This is a genomic window from Mesorhizobium loti (assembly GCF_013170705.1).
Classification (GTDB): Bacteria; Pseudomonadota; Alphaproteobacteria; order Rhizobiales; family Rhizobiaceae; genus Mesorhizobium; species Mesorhizobium loti_D.
The window spans coordinates 2,237,443-2,253,963 of record NZ_CP033334.1 but is presented as its reverse complement, the minus strand read 5'-3'; the positions used below and the strand labels follow the sequence as shown (position 1 = coordinate 2,253,963).

Annotated in this window: 13 protein-coding genes and 1 tRNA gene; 8 read left to right on the top strand and 6 right to left on the bottom strand. The window is 62.3% G+C overall.

All coding sequences use genetic code 11. From position 1 onward, the window contains the following. Positions 1–59 precede the first annotated feature (59 nt). Positions 60–335 (bottom strand): DUF1153 domain-containing protein, encoded by a 276-nt coding sequence (locus EB815_RS10995; RefSeq protein WP_006203587.1) that lies wholly within the window; start codon positions 333–335, stop codon positions 60–62. A gap of 287 nt (positions 336–622) precedes the next feature. Here EB815_RS10995 and mnmA point away from each other — a divergent pair, with 287 nt between their 5' ends. Beyond that, on the top strand, positions 623–1,813 hold the full coding sequence (mnmA, locus tag EB815_RS10990; RefSeq protein ID WP_056578138.1) for a tRNA 2-thiouridine(34) synthase MnmA: 1,191 nt from the start codon (positions 623–625) through the stop codon (positions 1,811–1,813). 15 nt (positions 1,814–1,828) lie between these two features. On the opposite strand, the gene EB815_RS10985 is transcribed toward mnmA, so the two are convergent. After that, on the bottom strand, positions 1,829–2,794 hold the full coding sequence (locus EB815_RS10985) for a Gfo/Idh/MocA family protein (RefSeq protein WP_056578140.1): 966 nt from the start codon (positions 2,792–2,794) through the stop codon (positions 1,829–1,831). Positions 2,795–3,035: 241 nt separating this feature from the next. Between EB815_RS10985 and EB815_RS10980 the strand changes: the two genes are divergently transcribed. Next, positions 3,036–3,112, top strand: a tRNA-Met gene (locus tag EB815_RS10980). A 130-nt stretch (positions 3,113–3,242) separates the two neighbouring features. Here EB815_RS10980 and EB815_RS10975 read toward each other — a convergent pair. Continuing rightward, positions 3,243–6,353: an efflux RND transporter permease subunit gene (locus EB815_RS10975; protein ID WP_056578142.1), complete on the bottom strand. Its 3,111-nt coding sequence runs from the start codon at positions 6,351–6,353 to the stop codon at positions 3,243–3,245. Further along, positions 6,353–7,468 (bottom strand): efflux RND transporter periplasmic adaptor subunit, encoded by a 1,116-nt coding sequence (locus EB815_RS10970; protein WP_413814144.1) that lies wholly within the window; start codon positions 7,466–7,468, stop codon positions 6,353–6,355. Before EB815_RS10970 ends, EB815_RS10975 begins: the two co-directional genes overlap by 1 nt. A gap of 78 nt (positions 7,469–7,546) precedes the next feature. Here EB815_RS10970 and EB815_RS10965 point away from each other — a divergent pair, with 78 nt between their 5' ends. From EB815_RS10965 to EB815_RS10940, 6 genes are all read left to right on the top strand, one after another. After that, on the top strand, positions 7,547–8,125 hold the full coding sequence (locus EB815_RS10965) for a TetR/AcrR family transcriptional regulator (RefSeq protein WP_056578144.1): 579 nt from the start codon (positions 7,547–7,549) through the stop codon (positions 8,123–8,125). A 46-nt stretch (positions 8,126–8,171) separates the two neighbouring features. Continuing rightward, positions 8,172–9,470, top strand: a complete 1,299-nt coding sequence (gene fabF, locus EB815_RS10960; RefSeq protein ID WP_056578146.1) for a beta-ketoacyl-ACP synthase II — start codon at positions 8,172–8,174, stop codon at positions 9,468–9,470. 73 nt (positions 9,471–9,543) lie between these two features. After that, positions 9,544–10,359 carry an oxidoreductase gene (locus EB815_RS10955; RefSeq protein WP_056578379.1) on the top strand — a complete coding sequence of 272 codons (816 nt, stop codon included), beginning with the start codon at positions 9,544–9,546 and terminating at the stop codon, positions 10,357–10,359. Between the two features lie 679 nt (positions 10,360–11,038). Continuing rightward, on the top strand, positions 11,039–12,502 hold the full coding sequence (locus EB815_RS10950; protein ID WP_056578147.1) for a phospholipase D-like domain-containing protein: 1,464 nt from the start codon (positions 11,039–11,041) through the stop codon (positions 12,500–12,502). A gap of 120 nt (positions 12,503–12,622) precedes the next feature. Beyond that, a complete protein-coding gene (locus tag EB815_RS10945; protein WP_081295210.1) occupies positions 12,623–13,465 on the top strand; it encodes an endonuclease/exonuclease/phosphatase family protein in 843 nt (280 codons plus the stop codon). 198 nt (positions 13,466–13,663) lie between these two features. Next, entirely contained in the window at positions 13,664–13,981 is a 318-nt protein-coding gene (locus EB815_RS10940; protein ID WP_081295209.1) for a hypothetical protein, read from the top strand. 17 nt (positions 13,982–13,998) lie between these two features. Here the strand turns inward: EB815_RS10940 and EB815_RS10935 are convergent, their stop codons facing one another. Continuing rightward, positions 13,999–15,393, bottom strand: a complete 1,395-nt coding sequence (locus EB815_RS10935; RefSeq protein ID WP_056578149.1) for a glutamine synthetase family protein — start codon at positions 15,391–15,393, stop codon at positions 13,999–14,001. 32 nt (positions 15,394–15,425) lie between these two features. Continuing rightward, positions 15,426–16,511 carry a branched-chain amino acid ABC transporter permease gene (locus EB815_RS10930; RefSeq protein ID WP_056578151.1) on the bottom strand — a complete coding sequence of 362 codons (1,086 nt, stop codon included), beginning with the start codon at positions 16,509–16,511 and terminating at the stop codon, positions 15,426–15,428. Positions 16,512–16,521: the final 10 nt, after the last annotated feature.

The window sequence follows — 16,521 nt, the reverse complement described above, 5'->3', positions numbered from 1 at the left end:
GGCCCTGCAAAAGCAAAAGGGCGCGGAGTGCCGCGCCCTTTGACTGTGCCAGGCCGGCTCTAATGCCGGTATTGCTGGATGCGCGTGGTGCGCAGCCCGGCAAGGCCATATTCGTCGATCGACGCCTGCCAGGACAGGAATTCCTCGGTGGTCAGCTTGTAGCGCTGGCATGCCTCTTCAAGGCTCAAAAGCCCGCCGCGCACCGCCGCGACCACTTCCGCCTTGCGCCGGATAACCCAGCGACGCGTGTTCGTCGGCGGCAGGTCGGCAATCGTAAGAGGGCTGCCGTCAGGCCCAATAACATACTTGACTCTAGGTCTAACCAGATCGGTCATCGTACTCTCTACAAAAAACTCAAAGACCCAATCCCCGCCACGTTACCGCCACAGCTTTAAAAATTGCCTAAGCAGACCCTAATGACTAGGTAAGGATCGTGAACGGCGCGTTAGTCTTTTCGCAGGCATTTGAAACATCGGGCTCGAAGCCTTGAATTGGTTGGGAAAAATCCGACGGATGGCGGATCGACCGCAATCCGTGAATCGGCCTGCAAGCTGGCGTCGTGGGAAAGCTTGACCTATATTCTCGACATTGGCATTCAGACGCCGCGCAGAATGAAAGCATCATGAACAGTCTCGACCTTCCCGGACGTCCCGAAAACACCCGCATCGTCGTCGCCATGTCGGGCGGCGTGGATTCGTCCGTGGTCGCCGGCCTGTTGAAGCGCGAGGGCTATGATGTTGTCGGCGTCACCTTGCAGCTTTACGACCACGGCGCGGCAACGCATCGGGCCGGCTCTTGCTGCGCCGGACAGGATATCGACGATGCCCGTCGCGTCTCTGAGACGCTGGGCATCCCGCATTATGTGCTCGACTACGAAGAGCGTTTCCGCAAGGCGGTCATCGACCCCTTCGCCGAGAGCTACGTCGCCGGCGAAACCCCCATTCCCTGCGTCTCCTGTAACCAGACGGTGAAGTTCGCCGATCTCCTGGCCACCGCCAAGGAGCTTGGCGCCGACGCGCTCGCCACCGGCCACTATATCCGCTCCGGCGCCAACGGTGCCCACCGCGCGCTCTACCGGCCGGTCGATGCCGACCGCGACCAGAGCTATTTCCTGTTCGCCACCACGCAGGCGCAGATCGACTATCTGCGCTTTCCCCTGGGCGGCCTTTCGAAGCCGCAGGTTCGCGCGATTGCCGAGGAGATGGGGCTGACGGTGGCCGCCAAGCAGGACAGCCAGGACATCTGCTTCGTGCCGCAGGGCAAATATTCCGATATCATCGCCAAGCTGAAGCCGTCCGCCGCCAATCCGGGCGACATCGTTCACATCGATGGCCGAGTGCTCGGCCGCCATGAAGGCATCCTGCGTTACACGATCGGCCAGCGCCGCGGCATCGGCATCGCGTCGGGCGAACCGCTCTATGTCGTCCATCTCGACGCCGAACGGGCCCGCGTCGTGGTCGGCCCGCGCGAGGCGCTGGAGACGCACAAGATCTATCTGCGCAACATGAACTGGCTTGGCGACGGTCCGCTCGCCAATGTGCCCGCCGGCGGCATCGAACTGTTCGCCAAGGTGCGCTCCACCAGGCCGCCGCGTCCAGCGGTGCTGCGCCATGAGGCAGGCGTGACATCAGTCGAATTGGCGGACGGCGAATCCGGCATCGCGCCCGGACAGGCCTGCGTGCTCTATTCCGATGACGGCAACGAAGCCCGCATCTTCGGCGGCGGTTTCATCGAGCGCTCCGAGCGGGGCGCCGAGGCCGAGGCCATGCTGACGAAGCTGGCGGCAAGGCCGGCGCGAATTCCCGCCGAATAGACGGCCGGCGCCTTCTCAGTCTTTCGATTTGGTGTGGGTGACGGTGCCCGCCGTCAGGATGCGCAGCACCCTGATCGCTTCCTCGCCGCTGGTGCGGGGTTCGGCGCGCGTCTCGATGCAGTGGATGAAATGCTCCAGCTCGCGCGTCAGCGGCATGCCTTGCGCGACCGCGACATAGGATGGCTCGTTGGTGGTGAACGCCCATTGGCCGCTGTCCTGCCAGACCGCGTGGCGGTACACGGCAAGCTTGCGCTCCCACGGCTCGACATCGTCGAACACCGCCATCGCCTTGGTGCCGACCACGGTCAGCCGCCGCTCGCGGTAGGGATTGAGCCGCGAGGTGAAAAGATGGCTGCGCAGGCCGTTGGGAAAGCGCATGTGCAGATGCGCGAAGTCGCTGAGATTGTCGAGGAGGGCGGCGCCCTCGCCGCGTACCTCGATCGGCTCGGTGCCGGTGATGGCCAGGATCATCGACAAATCATGCGGCGCCAGATCCCACAGCGCATCGTTCTCGGTGTGGAACTTGCCAAGGCCAAGCCGGTGCGAATGTATGTAGCGGACCTCGCCGAGCTCGCCATTGTCGATCAGCCCTTTCAGCGTCTCGAAGGCGGGATGGAAACGCAGGACATGGCCGACCATGAAGACGCGGCCATTGTCCTTGGCCGCCTGCACCGCACGCTCGGCATCCGCCACCGTCAGCGCGATCGGCTTTTCCACCAGCAGGTCCTTGCCGCTTTCAGCGGCGCGCACGGAAAGGTCGGCATGGAACTGCGGCGGCAAGGCCATGACGATGGCGTCGATGTCGTCCCGGCCGAACAACTGGTCGGGCTCGATCGCCAGGCAATCCTGTTCGCTGGCAAAGCCTTCGGCTCGCGCCCGGTTGGCGTCGGAAACCGCGTACAGCGCGCCAAGCGCCTTGAGGGTGCGGATATGGTTGCTGCCCCAGTATCCGCAACCGAGGACTGCAATGCGCGGCTTCATCTGTTTCAAACTCTAAAAACTCGTGGCCGAGACATAGCGACGTGCCCCTTCGAACTCAACCCCGGCGGTTGCAACCAAATGTCCACGCGGCAAAGCTTTTTTCGGCAATGAGAATATGCTGCGATATGGAATGCTTCGAAGCTTGACAGGCTCGCCCTCCCAACCTTATATCCGCGCGACCTTGGCGAACGCCTCGAAATGCCTTTCGATTTAAGGCGGATTTCGGGCCTTTCGCCGCCCTGGCGGGGTAGCTCAGTTGGTTAGAGCACGGGAATCATAATCCTGGGGTCGGGGGTTCAAGTCCCTCTCCCGCTACCATTTGGTCAACAAGATCAATCAGTTACATGAAAATCCGCTACCGCCAGCCACACTGATTACTCTCACTCACATCGACGCCGCGAACCCGCCAGTCGCCCCGTGCAGACAAATGAGGCTCGACAACAGTGCCCTACTCGGCAGCCATTGCTAGCCGCTGTTCCGGTTCCTCTTTCGAAGCCTCCTGGATCTCATCCGCGGTCGGCTTGATCCGGAACCACGCGATGTAGAGCGCGGGAAGGAAGAGCAGGATTAACACCGTGCCGGCCGCTGTTCCGCCGATCAGCGTATAGGCCATTGAACCCCAGAAAACGGAGTGCGTGAGGGGGATGAAGGCCAGCACGGCTGCAAGTGCTGTCAGGATGACGGGCCGTGTGCGTTGCACCGTGGCCTCGATGACAGCGTGATAGTCATCAATGCCGGCAACACGGTTTTCCTTGATCTGTTCGGTCAGGATCAGCGTATTGCGCATCAGGATGCCAGCCAGTCCTATCATGCCCAGAATGGCGTTGAACCCGAAGGGCTGGTTGAAGATGAGCAGCATCGGCACGACGCCGACAAGGCCAAGCGGCGCCGTCAGCATGACCATGAACATCGTCGAGAAGGATCGCACCTGCAGCATGATGACGATCAACATGGCGGCTATCATAGCTGGGAAGACCTTGCCTAGCGCGGTGTTGGCCTTTTCAGCCTCCTCGATCGATCCGCCCATTTCGATGCGATAGCCGGCCGGAAGGGACGCGATCAGCGGCTGAAGGGCCTTCATGATCTGCTTGGAGACCTCGGGAGGCTGGCTCGCCTCATTGATGTCCGCGCGGATCGTTACAACGGGCATGCGGTCGCGGCGCTTCAGGATTGGCTCCTCCTGACGGATTTCCGAATGCCCGATCTGGTCGAGCGGAATCGAGCGGCCATCTCGGCTAACGAGTGAGAAATCCGCCAGACGTGCCGGATCCAGCCGTTCGCCGCCGGCGCTGCGCGCCACGATGGGGACATTGCGAATGTCCTCGCGGACCTGGGTAACGGGGATGCCGGTGAGAAGGAATTGCAGTTGCTGAGCCACCTCCGCCGACGAGAGGCCGATGAGGTTCAGTCGATCCTGATCCGGGACAAAGCGAAGCACGGGCGTGCGATTGCCCCAATCGCGGTTGGCCTGTCGCACGTCCGGGACGCCCCGCATGATGTCGAGGGCCTTTTCGGAAATGCTGTAGAGTTGTGTGGCATCGGGTCCCATGACCCGGAACTCGACCGGGAACGGCGTATAGGGACCGAACACGAGCTGCGTAACGCGGACATACGCCTCGGGTGCAAGCCCCTGCGCCACCGCCTCTCGGAGCCGGTTCTTCAACGCCTCACGCGCCTCGGCGTCCGGGGTCAGCACGACGATCTTGGCGAAAGCGGGATCGGGAAGTTCCGGCGCCATTGCGAAGAAGAAGCGCGGAGCGCCCTGACCGACATAGCTCGTGACGATCTTGGCCTCGGGCTGTCTGTCCAGCCAATGTTCGAGCTTCTCGACCGCGGCGGTCGTTGTCTCGATGCTACCACCTTCCGGCAGGCGAACCTCCACCAGCACTTCGGGGCGATCGGACGTCGGGAAGAACTGCTGTTTGACGGCGCCCATCCCGATGACGGAAAGCGCGAAGGCGATGCCAACGATACCACAGGTTACGAATTTATGGCGCACGGCAAACGTGATGGCCCGCCGTAAACGTCGATAATTGCGCGTGTCGTAAATAGCGTGGTGACCGCCTTCGACCGGTTTGATCGCCGGCAGCATCTTGACACCGAGATAGGGCGTAAAGACCACCGCGACGATCCAGGAAACGATGAGGGCGAACCCCACCACCCAGAAGATGTTGCCGGCGTATTCGCCCGCCGTCGAGCGCGCAAAACCCACCGGCACGAAACCGGCGATCGTCACCAGCGTTCCAGACAGCATCGGCGCCGCAGTGTGGCTCCATGCATAGGCCGCCGCCTTGATGCGGTCCATGCCCTCTTCCATCTTCACCACCATCACCTCGATGGCGATGATGGCGTCGTCCACGAGAAGACCAAGCGCCAGGATGAGGGCGCCGAGCGTGATGCGATCGAAGAACCGGCCGGTTTCCAGCATGATGAGGAACACGACGGCAAGTGTCAGAGGAACGGCAGCCGCTACGACGATCCCGACGCGCCAGCCCATGCTGAGCAGGCTGATCAGCAGCACGACGCCGAGCGCCATAGCGAACTTCAACATGAACTCGTCGACCGCCGAAGTGATGTTGACGGCTTGGTCGCTTACCTTGTCGAGCGTCATACCAAGCGGCAGGGTCTGTACGATCGCGGCAGTCTTGTCTTCTAGCGCCTTGCCGAGCGCGCGACCATCCCAGCCTTCCTGCATAACCGCTGCAAGCATGATGGTGGGCTCCCCCTGACGGCGGATGAGGTAGGTGGGAGGGTCTTCGTAGCCGCGGCTGACGTAGGCAATGTCGGAGAGCTTCAGCGTTCGACCCCCAGCGACAATCGGCGTGTCCGCGATCGCCTGAACGCTGTGATAGGCGCCGTCGACCCGAATGAGGAGGCGTGGCCCCAGGGTATCGATCGAGCCTGCGGGCGTGACGGTGTTCTGCCGCTGCAAGGCAGCGGCGATGTCCTGTGCCGACACGCCAAGGGTTGCCAGTTTGGCGTAGGAAAACTCGACGAATATCTGTTCGGGACGTTCACCAAGGATGTTGATCTTCTTAACGCCTGGCACGTGCAGGAGGTCCTGGCGGATTACCTCCGCCTGCCTCGCCAGTTCCCGCATCGGCATGCCTTTGGCCTTCAGCGCATAAAGGGCGAAGCTCACATCCGAATACTCATCGTCCACGAAGGGGCCGAAGACGCCGGGCGGCAGGTTGGGGGCCTCGTCGCCGAGCTTCTTGCGAGCCTGGTAGAACTCCTCCTGCACGACGGATGACGGTGTGCTGTCCTTCAGCGTGACCGTCATATACGCGTAACCTGGCCGTGTCGTCGTCTCCACCCGGTCGTACCAGGTCAGTTCCTGAAGCCGCTTCTCCAACGGTTCGGCAACGAGGTCCTGCATCTCTCGCGCCGTCGCGCCCGGCCACGCCGTCGTAACCGTCATGGTTTTGATGGTGAAGTTCGGGTCCTCCGCCCGGCCGAGCATGAGGAAGGCGTAGGCACCGGCAGCCACCAGCAAGAGGATGAAGAACAGCGTGACCGCGCGTTCGCGAACGGCGATCGCGGAAAGATTGAAGCTCATCAGTTGCTCCCGCTTTCGGACTCGGTCCGGACGCGAGCGCCTTCCTGGAGGAGGTGGGCGCCGAGCGACACAATGGGAACGTTGGAGTTCAATCCGGAGATCACAGCGGTTTCGCTGGTTACACGAACAAGCTGGACGGGCTGAAAGTGTACGGTCGAGGTGGCGCTGTCCAGCACCCAAACGCCGGTCTTGCGGCCGTCATCAAGCACGGCTCCCAGTGGCACCTGGACCTCTGGCTGTTTCATCTGGCTTGCGAGCCGAATGGTTACCGTCGCGCCAAGCGGTGCTGCGGCAGCCTCACCGTCGAGCACATAGCGGGCCTCAAACGTTCGGGTCTGGGCATCGGCCGAGTCCGACAACTGCCGCAAATGCGCTGAGTAACGACGCTCATTGCCGGCGTACACGCTGGCTTCGGCCACCGAGCCGATCGCCGGTCGGATCGTTTCGGGAAGTGCGACGACTGCTTCGCGAGGGCCGGCCTTCGCGGTCCGGATCACTGGCTGGCCGGCAGCGACGACCTGCCCCGGCTCGCCAAGCGTTTCAACCACCGTTCCATCCGCATCCGCTAACAGGACTGCATAGGCCGCCTCGTTCTCGGCAACCCGTGCATCGGCTTCGGCGGCGGCAAGTTGCGCTTGGGCTGTATCCATCGCAGCCTTCGCCTGCTCGTAGCGCTGCGGTGTCACCCACCCACTGCCAAGCAAACTGGCGTATCGCCGTTCATCAGGCTGTGTCTGAGCGACTGTTGCTCGCGCTGCGGCAACGGCATTGCGTTTCGCCGACAGCGCAAGGCCCAGGTCGGTATCGTCAATCCGCATCAGCGGCTGACCGGCTTTGACCTCCTGACCGACGTCCACCAACCGTTCCACGATCTTGCCGGGAACGCGAAAGCCGAGATTGCTCTGCACCCTTGCCGCGATAATCCCGGTGAAGCCACGTTCCGATTCGGTGACGGGCGCTGCCGACACAAGCCTGACGAATGGTGCTTCCTGCCTTGGGTCGGTCACCAACGGAGCTTCCCGCGCAGGAGTGGCAAGCGTGGCGAATGCCGCCGCCCATGATATCGCGGTCAGGGTCGATCCCAATACTACAACGGTTCTCTTTTTCACACCCATCGCCTCATCTCGAAATAGATTGCATTCGACCGCTATACTGATTATAGATTACGAACGCAATCAAAAAGGAGAGCGATCATGCGAGTAAGCCGAGTTCAAGCTGCGGAAAACCGCGAGACCGTCATCAATGTGGCAAGCCGGCTTTTTCGCGAGTGTGGCTTTGACGGCATCGGCCTCAAGGATCTGATGAAGGGTGCCGGCCTGACGCAGGGCGCCTTTTACAAGCAATTCGCGTCAAAGGAGGACTTGGCGGCGCAGGCGTCCAGGCGGGCGATGGAGAGCGCCACCCACAGGTGGTCGGCGGCAACTGCGGCAAACCCTGAGAATCCGCTCGACGCAGTGATCTCATTCTATCTCAGCATGGATCATCGCGGAGAGAGGATGGACGGCTGCCCGGTCGTTGCGCTTGGCTCGGATGCCGCCAGACAGGGCGCCGAGGTGAAAGCGTCATTCGAGGCCGGCATCGGGGAATACCTTGAAATGCTCGGCAGTTGGGTTGGCGGGGCCGACAATGATGAGGCCGGCGGCAAGGCCATGGCCATTCTCTCGACGATGGTCGGCGCGGTGCTCCTATCGCGGGTCGTCAACGACCCCAACCTCGCGCAGGCCTTTCTGGATTCGGCAATCGATCGGATCCGCGAAGCAGTCGCCGCTTGAACGGCGTCGGCAGCGCTGTCCGCGCACCAAAGTGACAGGAGAATAGATGCGACGGGTTGTTGTTACAGGCATGGGGACCGTCACGCCCCTTGCCGCCAGTGTCGAAGCGTCATGGTCGCGCCTGCTGGCCGGGCGTTCGGGTATCCGTAGGCTTCCGGACGATGTGGTGCGAGACCTGCCGTCGAAGATCGGCGGCGTGGTGCCCTCCCTGGAAGAAGATCCGGACGCCGGTTTCGATCCCGATGTCATCCTGTCTGCGAAGGATCAGCGCAAGGTGGATCGGTTCATTCTCTTTGCGCTGGCTGCCGCAGAGGAGGCGCTTGCACAGGCGAAATGGAAGCCTGCCTTGGAGACGGATCGCCTGCGCACGGCAACGGTCATCGCTTCGGGGGTCGGCGGGTTCCCCGCCATCACAGAAGCCGTGCGTACGGTCGACCTGCGTGGCGCCCGCCGCCTGTCCCCTTTCACGGTGCCGTCCTTCCTGGTGAACCTCGCAGCAGGCCAGATCTCAATCCGTCATGGCTTCAAAGGTCCGCTCGGCGCGCCAGTGACGGCGTGCGCGGCCGGCATCCAGGCGATCGGCGACGCCGCCCGTCTCATCCGCGCGAACGAGGCTGATATTGCCGTGTGCGGGGGAACGGAAGCATGCATGAACATAGTCAGTCTCGGTGGGTTTGCTGCGGCACGCTCTCTTTCAACCGGCTTCAATTGGGGGCCGGCTCAAGCCTCGCGTCCCTTCGACATATCGCGGGACGGCTTCGTCATGGGCGAAGGAGCCGGCGTGCTGGTCATCGAGGCGTTGAGCCACGCGCTGGCGCGCGGCGCAACACCGCTCGCCGAACTCGTCGGCTACGGCACGACGGCGGATGCCCACCACGTCACTTCTGGCCCCGAGGACGGCGGCGGTGCGCGCCGGGCCATGGAGATCGCGATTGCCCAGGCAGGGATTTCGGCGCGCGAGGTTCGTCATCTCAATGCGCATGCGACCTCCACGCCAGTCGGTGACCTGGGTGAAATCGAAGCGATCAAGAGCGTATTCGGGCGCGATTTCGCGATAGCTGTCAGCGCAACGAAATCGGCGACCGGACACCTGCTGGGTGCGGCCGGCGGGCTTGGTGCCATTTTCGCGATCCTAGCGCTCCGGGACCAGGTGGCACCACCGACACTCAATCTGAGCGCTCCCGATCCGGCTGCGAACGGCATCGACTTCGTCGCAAACGAGCCCCGGCCAATGGAGATGGAATACGCGATCTCCAATGGCTTCGGCTTTGGCGGCGTGAATGCCAGCGCCTTGTTCAGGCGCTGGACCGCCCCGGCGGCCCGACGCGAGGGCCAGGGGCGCTAATGATTGGCACCTTTCACACCGACCTTTCATGCTTCTCCAACTCCGATCCAACACGAAGAAAGAAATGATCTCCATGAACAAGACCAATCCTGGCGTCGCCCTGGTGACAGGGGCATCTTCCGGCATCGGGCGGGCTACCGCCGAAGCCTTGCTTGGCGCTGGCTTTCGCGTATTCGGAACCAGCCGTCGTGGAGCCTCCAACCAATCCGACAGCGTTACCATGCTGACCTGCGACGTGACCGACGACGCGTCCGTTGCGAAAATGGTCGATGACGTTCTGGCCAAGGCCGGACGCATCGACCTGCTTGTCAACAATGCCGGCATGGGTCTGTTTGGCGGAGCGGAGGAGTCCTCGACCGGCCAGGCTCAGGCGCTGTTCGACGTGAACGTCTTCGGCGTCCTTCGCGTGACCAACGCGGTGTTGCCGGCAATGCGACGCCAAGGGAAGGGCAGAATCGTCAATTTGAGTTCGGTACAGGGGTTCATCCCCGCTCCCTATTTCGCGCTTTACGCGTCGACCAAACATGCCATCGAGGGCTATTCCGAATCGCTCGATCACGAACTGCGCTCGTTCGGCATTCGCGTGTCGTTGGTGGAGCCCGCCTATACCCGTACGTCATTCGAGGACAATCTCGCCGCGCCCGATCAGTTGCTTGATGTCTATGACTCCGCGCGCGCTGGCATGACCATAGCCGTGCGGAAATCGATGGAAAAAGGCGATGCGCCCGAAGTGGTAGCCGAGACCGTTTTGGCGGCAGCGACGGATCCCACGCCCAAGAGGCGCTATGCGGCGGGCAAAATGGCGCGCCAAGTCAGTCTCCTACGCCGCTTCGTGCCCGCGTCCGCATTCGACAAAAGCCTTCGAAAGCAGCTCGGGCTGCCGGTCTGACGATTTCGGTTGCGGGCAATTCAAAATGATCCTCATCCAAGACAACGGAGCAGGAACCGCCGATGCGATGAGTGTTGGGAAAGGCGGTAGCGCCCTCCCGCATCGCGAAAAGTGTTACTATGTGTCCGGTACGTTCCGTCACCTATGTCTCGGGTCACTCACACTGCTTTGACGCCGTCGGGTACTCTCGCCCAGGGTCGGGTACTCTCGCCCAGGAATGCGGTGAGACGCTCCACGACTTCGACTTCCCGATCACCAATGAGGTCGAAACACAGAAACGACCGTCTCAATGCCGATCGACACCGTGTAGCTGTTCGCACCAGTGGGAATCCTGGCTCGCGAAGCTGCGATTACTCGCTCAATATGATCCCGGATGCCACGATTTGCGCTGTGCGCTCGGTTAGCTTTTCGCGTTTCACAAGCGTGGGTCTGACGTAGGTTTTCTTCATGGTCACGCTCCGATGGAGTGGCACCGGCATTAAACGACCTCGGCGCGGCGACGTTCCATGGGACCCGGCAAGGCGACGCTGGAGTATGCAGCGCCGATGTTTTTGCCCAGGCCAATCCCGTGGCGCAGATGTCTGTCCAAAGTGCTGACCGAGCCATGGGGCGCCACTGCGGATGCGAAGCATGATCGGCCGCATTGCCTTCTGCAATCGCGCGCTGGATAGTCCCGGCAATGTTCGACACCATTGCGACTCACTGGACCCAAATCCTGGCAATCATCTCGGTGGTGATGGCGACCGTCGGCATCGCCCACGCCGTCATGACCAAGGAAGATGTCCGCGCCGCCACCGGCTGGGTCGGCGTGATGGTGCTTTCACCGATCCTCGGCGTGCTGATCTATGCCGTGGCCGGCATCAATCGCATTCGCCGCGCCACGATCACCGCGCAGCGCCCGCTTGCCGGCGATGCGGTGGCCGCCAAGCACGAGCGTGACGTCGCTGCCGAGGAGGCGCTCATTGTCGAACGGTACGGGCAGCGCTTCACCGGTCTGCGGACGCTGGGCGACAGGGTGGCGCGGCGCGCGCTCAACCCGGGCAATGCCATCGACGTATTGGAGACCGGCGACGAGGCCTATGCCGCCATGTGCGCGGCGATCGATGGCGCCGAACGCAGCCTCCTGCTCGAGACTTACATTTTCGACAATGACGCCGTCGGCCTGCTTTTCGTTGAATCCTTGGCCGGTGCCGTCCGGCGCGGCGTCACCGTTCGCGTGCTGATCGACGCCGTCGGCGCGCGCTATTCCGTCCCCAGCATCCTGGGTCATCTGCGCAAGGCCGACATTCCCGCCGACGTCTTCAACGGCAACATCGTCATGGGCCTGCGCCTGCCCTACGCCAATCTCAGGACCCACCGGAAGATCCTTGTGGTCGACGGCACGGTTGCCTTTACCGGCGGCATGAACATCCGCAAGGGGTTTTCCGCCGAGTTCGCAGGCTCCAACAGCGCAAGGGACACGCATTTCAAGGTTACCGGGCCTGTCGTCGCCGACCTGTTCTCGGTTGCCGCCGAAGACTGGCGCTTCGCCACCAACGAGGCCCTGAAGGGCGATGCCTGGAGAATTGCCCCGCTGTCGCCGCCACCTGGCAAGCCGATGCTGGTGCGGGCGGTTGCATCCGGGCCTGATGCAAGCAATGAGACCAACCACAAACTGCTGATCGGGGCGTTCTCGGTCGCGCGCAAGTCGATTCGCCTGATGTCGCCCTATTTCCTGCCGGACCGGGAGCTGATCAGCGCCTTGATCACCGCCGCCCGACGCGGCGTCGAGATCGATGTCGTGGTGCCCGCGGTGAACAATCTGTTCCTCGTCGACCGCGCCATGACCGCGCAATTCGACCAGATCCTGAAGAACTATTGCCGCATATGGCGCACGGCAGGCCCATTCGACCATTCCAAGCTGCTTTCGATCGACGGCGTGTGGGCGTATGTCGGCTCGTCCAATCTCGACGCCCGGTCGTTGCGGCTCAACTTCGAGATCGATCTGGAGGTCCTTGACGCGGGCTTTGCCCACGAGATCGAAACCCGGATTGGATCGGCAATCGAAACGGCCATGCCTGTCACTCTGGACTCCCTGCGGTCCCGGCCCTTCATCATCCGGCTGTTCGACCGTATCCTATGGCTGGGATCACCCTATTTGTAGAAAGGCCTGACTTTAACAAAACGACGTGTTTGGCGGATAGTTTGACGTCGATCATGGAACATAGGCGCAAAGACTCTATTTGAAGTGCATGGCGAAGGCAGCAGAAACGGCAAGCACACGATGCGAATGAACGGACGCAGCCTTCCGGCAAGCATGCTTTTGACCATCCGTGACCGGCGGATGCGGAAAGCAAACGCCGCTGCGCACAAGGCGACCGCCGCCACCGGCACGCTGGTCGCTTCCTACAACGTCCATAAATGCATCGGTGTCGACCGGAAGTTCGACCCTGAGCGGACCAGCCGCGTCATCCGCGAAATCGACCCCGATGTCATCGCCCTGCAGGAGGCGGACAACCGTTTCGGCGACCGAGACGGCCTCCTGGATCTGCCCCGCCTCGAGCGGGAAACCGGCCTCGTGCCGGTGCCGATTTCGGCCACAGGCAAGGGTCACGGCTGGCATGGCAATGTCCTGCTGTTCAAGAGGGGTGTCGTTCGTGACGTGCATCAGATCAGGCTTCCAGGCCTGGAACCGCGCGGCGCGGTGGTGGCGGAGATCGACCTCGACGGAAACCGGACATTGCGCGTCATCGCCGCCCATCTCGGCTTGCTGCGCCATTCACGCTCCCAGCAGGCTCGCGTCGTGCTGGACATCATGAGCAGCGCTGATGAGAAGCCGACCCTGCTGCTTGGCGACCTTAACGAATGGCGGCTTGGGAACCGCTCCGCGCTCAACACGCTGCATGCGACTTTCGGGCCGCAACCGCCGGCGGTCCCCACCTTCCCCTCCAACCTGCCGCTGTTGGCGCTCGACCGGATCATGACCAATCGGCACGGAATGATAGCGGCGGTCGAAGCGCACGATACGCCGCTATCGCGCGTTGCCTCCGATCATCTGCCGCTTACAGCCTTCGTTCGCCTGGATCATATGGTTTCGGCCGATCACACCACAATATCTAGAGCATGATGCTGAAAAATGTGAAGCGGTTTTCGGAAGACATCATGCTCTATCTATTTGATTTAGAGGCGGATTCAGATTTCCGGTCGACGCGACCTGAAATCATCCGGCTCTAGGCGTCGCAAAGCGTGTAGATTGACAGTGGAACGCTCGGTTCCTCCGCGAGTTGATATGTCGAGTTAAGTCTTGAACTCGCAGGAGGACGAAATGAAAAAATTGATTTTAGCTTCCCTTTTGGCATTGACGGCGACAGCGGCAGTCATTGCGCCAACGCAAGCCGCCAGCGTGATTATCCAGTCCGACGACGGCAACCGATATTCACCGGATGATGAGTCCGATAATGGCGGTATTATTGTTCGCCGGCACCATGACCGCCGCTACGACAATCAGTATGATGGCGACCAGAACGTCCAGTATGAAGGCGAATATCGGCGCCACCACCGGCATCACCGCTGTCACACCGAAACGGTCGTGCATTGGCGCCATCACCACAGGGTGATCGAGGACGTTCGCATCTGCGGCTAAGGTGACCGCCCTCCCCGTCAGCTCACAAAATAGCGCTGCCACTCGAAGTCGGTGATATGCGACGCCTGCCAGGCATCGAACGCTGCCTGCTCGGCGCGCCGGCTTTCGGCGTAATTGTCGCGGAACGCTTCGCCGAACGCCTCGGCGCAGAAGTCCGACGCGGCGAATGCCTCGATCGAGGCATTGAGCGTGCGCGGCAGTTTCGGCTTGTCGAGAGTGGCGAGGTTGGATGTCACCGGCGCCTCGAGCGGCAGGTCCTTTTCGATGCCCTCGCAGCCCGCCGCCAGGATCGCCGCGATCGACAGATAGGGATTGATGTCGGCGCCCGGCGCGCGATGCTCCAGCCGGCACGCGCCGTCATTGGGCGTGGTGATGGCGCGGATTGGCGCGGTGCGGTTCTCGAAGCCCCAGGCGACGTCTTCCGGTGACCAGGCGCCACGATCGAATCGGCGGTAGGAATTGACCGTCGGCCGGAACAAGAGATGCGTTTCCTGCATCCGGTTGAGCACACCGGCGAGGAATTTCTCGGCGACCGGCGTCAGTCTGTTCGGGCCAGCGGCGAAGGCCGGCTTGCCGTCGCGCCACAGGCTGACATGGTGATGCGCGCCACAGGCGCTTTCCTTGCCCGGCGGCTGGAAGCGGGTCATGAAGGTGGCGACCAGGCCCCGCTCGGCGCAGAGCTCGCGCAGGTGCAGCTTGGCGCGCATGGCGTCGTCGGCTGCCTGCAGCGGGGTCTTCGGCGTCAGCGCATATTCATACATGCCGTAGCCATATTCGGTGACCAGCGAGGCAACGCCGATGCCGATGCTCTTCATCCGGGTGATGAACTCGGCGGCGAAATCCTGGTACTCGCCGCTGCGCACCAGATCATAATTGATCAGTGAATGGCCCCAGGGCTTGAGCTCGCGATAGCGCCCGGCGCGCATCAGATCGTGGTCGGCATGGAAGATGCCGAACTCGTATTCCAGCGCGAACATCGGCTCGTAGCCGAGCGCCTTGGCGCGCTCCTCGACACGAGCCAGCACGCCGCGCGGATCGAACGGGCAGACCGCGCCGTCAAGCATGTAGGAACGGGTGATGGCCGAAGCGAATTTCGGCTTCCAGCCATGCCGCACCACGGTCGCGGGATCGATGATCCCCTTGATGTTGGGAAAGCCGTTCTCCTCATTGGCGCTGGGCGATGCGAAGGCGACATCGCCCATAGGCTGGCCGTCACCATGGGTGACGCAATAGAGGATGGCGTTGATGGATTCGCCATGGGTCGATAGCTTCAACGGTGCGATCTTGGAGCGGAACGCGCCCGACGTGTCCACCGTATGCACCTCGATGAACTCGACCCCGTCGGCCGCGAGTTTCTTCTGCAACGCCTCGAGCTGGGGCGCGTAAGCCGCGGCCTTGTCCTCAAATTCCACTTTCAGTCCTCCACCAAGAATGCCGGGCGCCGCTATTTCGCGTTGCGCCGAAAAAATCGCGATAGCAGTTCGTCGAGCTCGTAGCGGCCGCTGATGCCGCTTGGCCGGAACGCCATGCACAGCACGATGACGACGCCGAGCGCCACACCGGACAGGCCGAGCAATTGCGGCAGCTGGACACTGCCGATCGTCACGCCGGATTCGATGCTGCGGATGAATTCGAGCCCGACCGAAAGCACGATCACGCCGGTCACCGCGCCCGTCACCGTGGCCATGCCGCCCAGGATCAGCATCGCCAGCGTGTTGAAGATCATCTGGAAGTAGAAGAGCTTCGGGCTGATCGTGCCGGCGAAATAGGCATAGAGCACGCCGGCAAGGCCGCAGATCAGCGCCGACAGCACCCACGACATCAGCCGCAGCTTCTTCGCGTCGATGCCGAGTGCGGCGGCGGCTTGCGGGCTCTGGGCGCTGGCCCTCAGCTGCAGCCCCCAGCGGCTGTCCTTGAACAGCCGTGCCAATACGATCACCACCACCGAGAACACCAGCATCCAGGGCAGGCCGACCACTTTTGGAATGCCGAAGAAGGCTTGGTTGCCCTTGAACAGATCCGTCCAGTTGAGAAACACCGAATGGACGATGATCAGCAGCGCCAGGCTGACGATGGTTGCGGCGACACCTGACAAGCGGCTGATGACCTTGCCGCTGATAGCGGCGACGATGCCGACCACAATGAGAGCGATCAACGCGGAGGACACCGGGTCGAGCTGCAGGGTTGCGAAGCCGAACGGCGCGTTGGGGATCGACAGCTTTTTCATCGCCAGCGGTGTCGAGAGAATCGCGACGCCATAGGCGCCAAGGCCGACAAAGGCGCTGTGGCCGAGATTGGCGATGTTGGAGTTGCCCATGAACACTTGCAGGCCGACGACGACGATCAGGTTCACGAAGGCGCCGAGCGCCAGATAGGTGTAGTAGGTCGGCGCGAAGCCGAGGATCGCCAGCCCGATCGCCAGCACCGGCAGCGACGTCACCAGCCCGCCGATCAGCGAGCGCGTCAGGGCGCTGCTGGGCCGCGTCACGGTGGCGACGGGGGGCGCGGTGTTTTCTATTACCTGCGACACCTCAGATCTC

Bases quoted from the DNA above. Each gene is read 5' to 3' on its own strand.
- EB815_RS10995 (WP_006203587.1), bottom strand. From the start codon at position 335: ATGACCGATCTGGTTAGACCTAGAGTCAAGTATGTTATTGGGCCTGAC.
- mnmA (WP_056578138.1), top strand. From the start codon at position 623: ATGAACAGTCTCGACCTTCCCGGACGTCCCGAAAACACCCGCATCGTC.
- EB815_RS10985 (WP_056578140.1), bottom strand. From the start codon at position 2,794: ATGAAGCCGCGCATTGCAGTCCTCGGTTGCGGATACTGGGGCAGCAAC.
- EB815_RS10975 (WP_056578142.1), bottom strand. From the start codon at position 6,353: ATGAGCTTCAATCTTTCCGCGATCGCCGTTCGCGAACGCGCGGTCACG.
- EB815_RS10970 (WP_413814144.1), bottom strand. From the start codon at position 7,468: ATGGGTGTGAAAAAGAGAACCGTTGTAGTATTGGGATCGACCCTGACC.
- EB815_RS10965 (WP_056578144.1), top strand. From the start codon at position 7,547: ATGCGAGTAAGCCGAGTTCAAGCTGCGGAAAACCGCGAGACCGTCATC.
- fabF (WP_056578146.1), top strand. From the start codon at position 8,172: ATGCGACGGGTTGTTGTTACAGGCATGGGGACCGTCACGCCCCTTGCC.
- EB815_RS10955 (WP_056578379.1), top strand. From the start codon at position 9,544: ATGAACAAGACCAATCCTGGCGTCGCCCTGGTGACAGGGGCATCTTCC.
- EB815_RS10950 (WP_056578147.1), top strand. From the start codon at position 11,039: ATGTTCGACACCATTGCGACTCACTGGACCCAAATCCTGGCAATCATC.
- EB815_RS10945 (WP_081295210.1), top strand. From the start codon at position 12,623: ATGCGAATGAACGGACGCAGCCTTCCGGCAAGCATGCTTTTGACCATC.
- EB815_RS10940 (WP_081295209.1), top strand. From the start codon at position 13,664: ATGAAAAAATTGATTTTAGCTTCCCTTTTGGCATTGACGGCGACAGCG.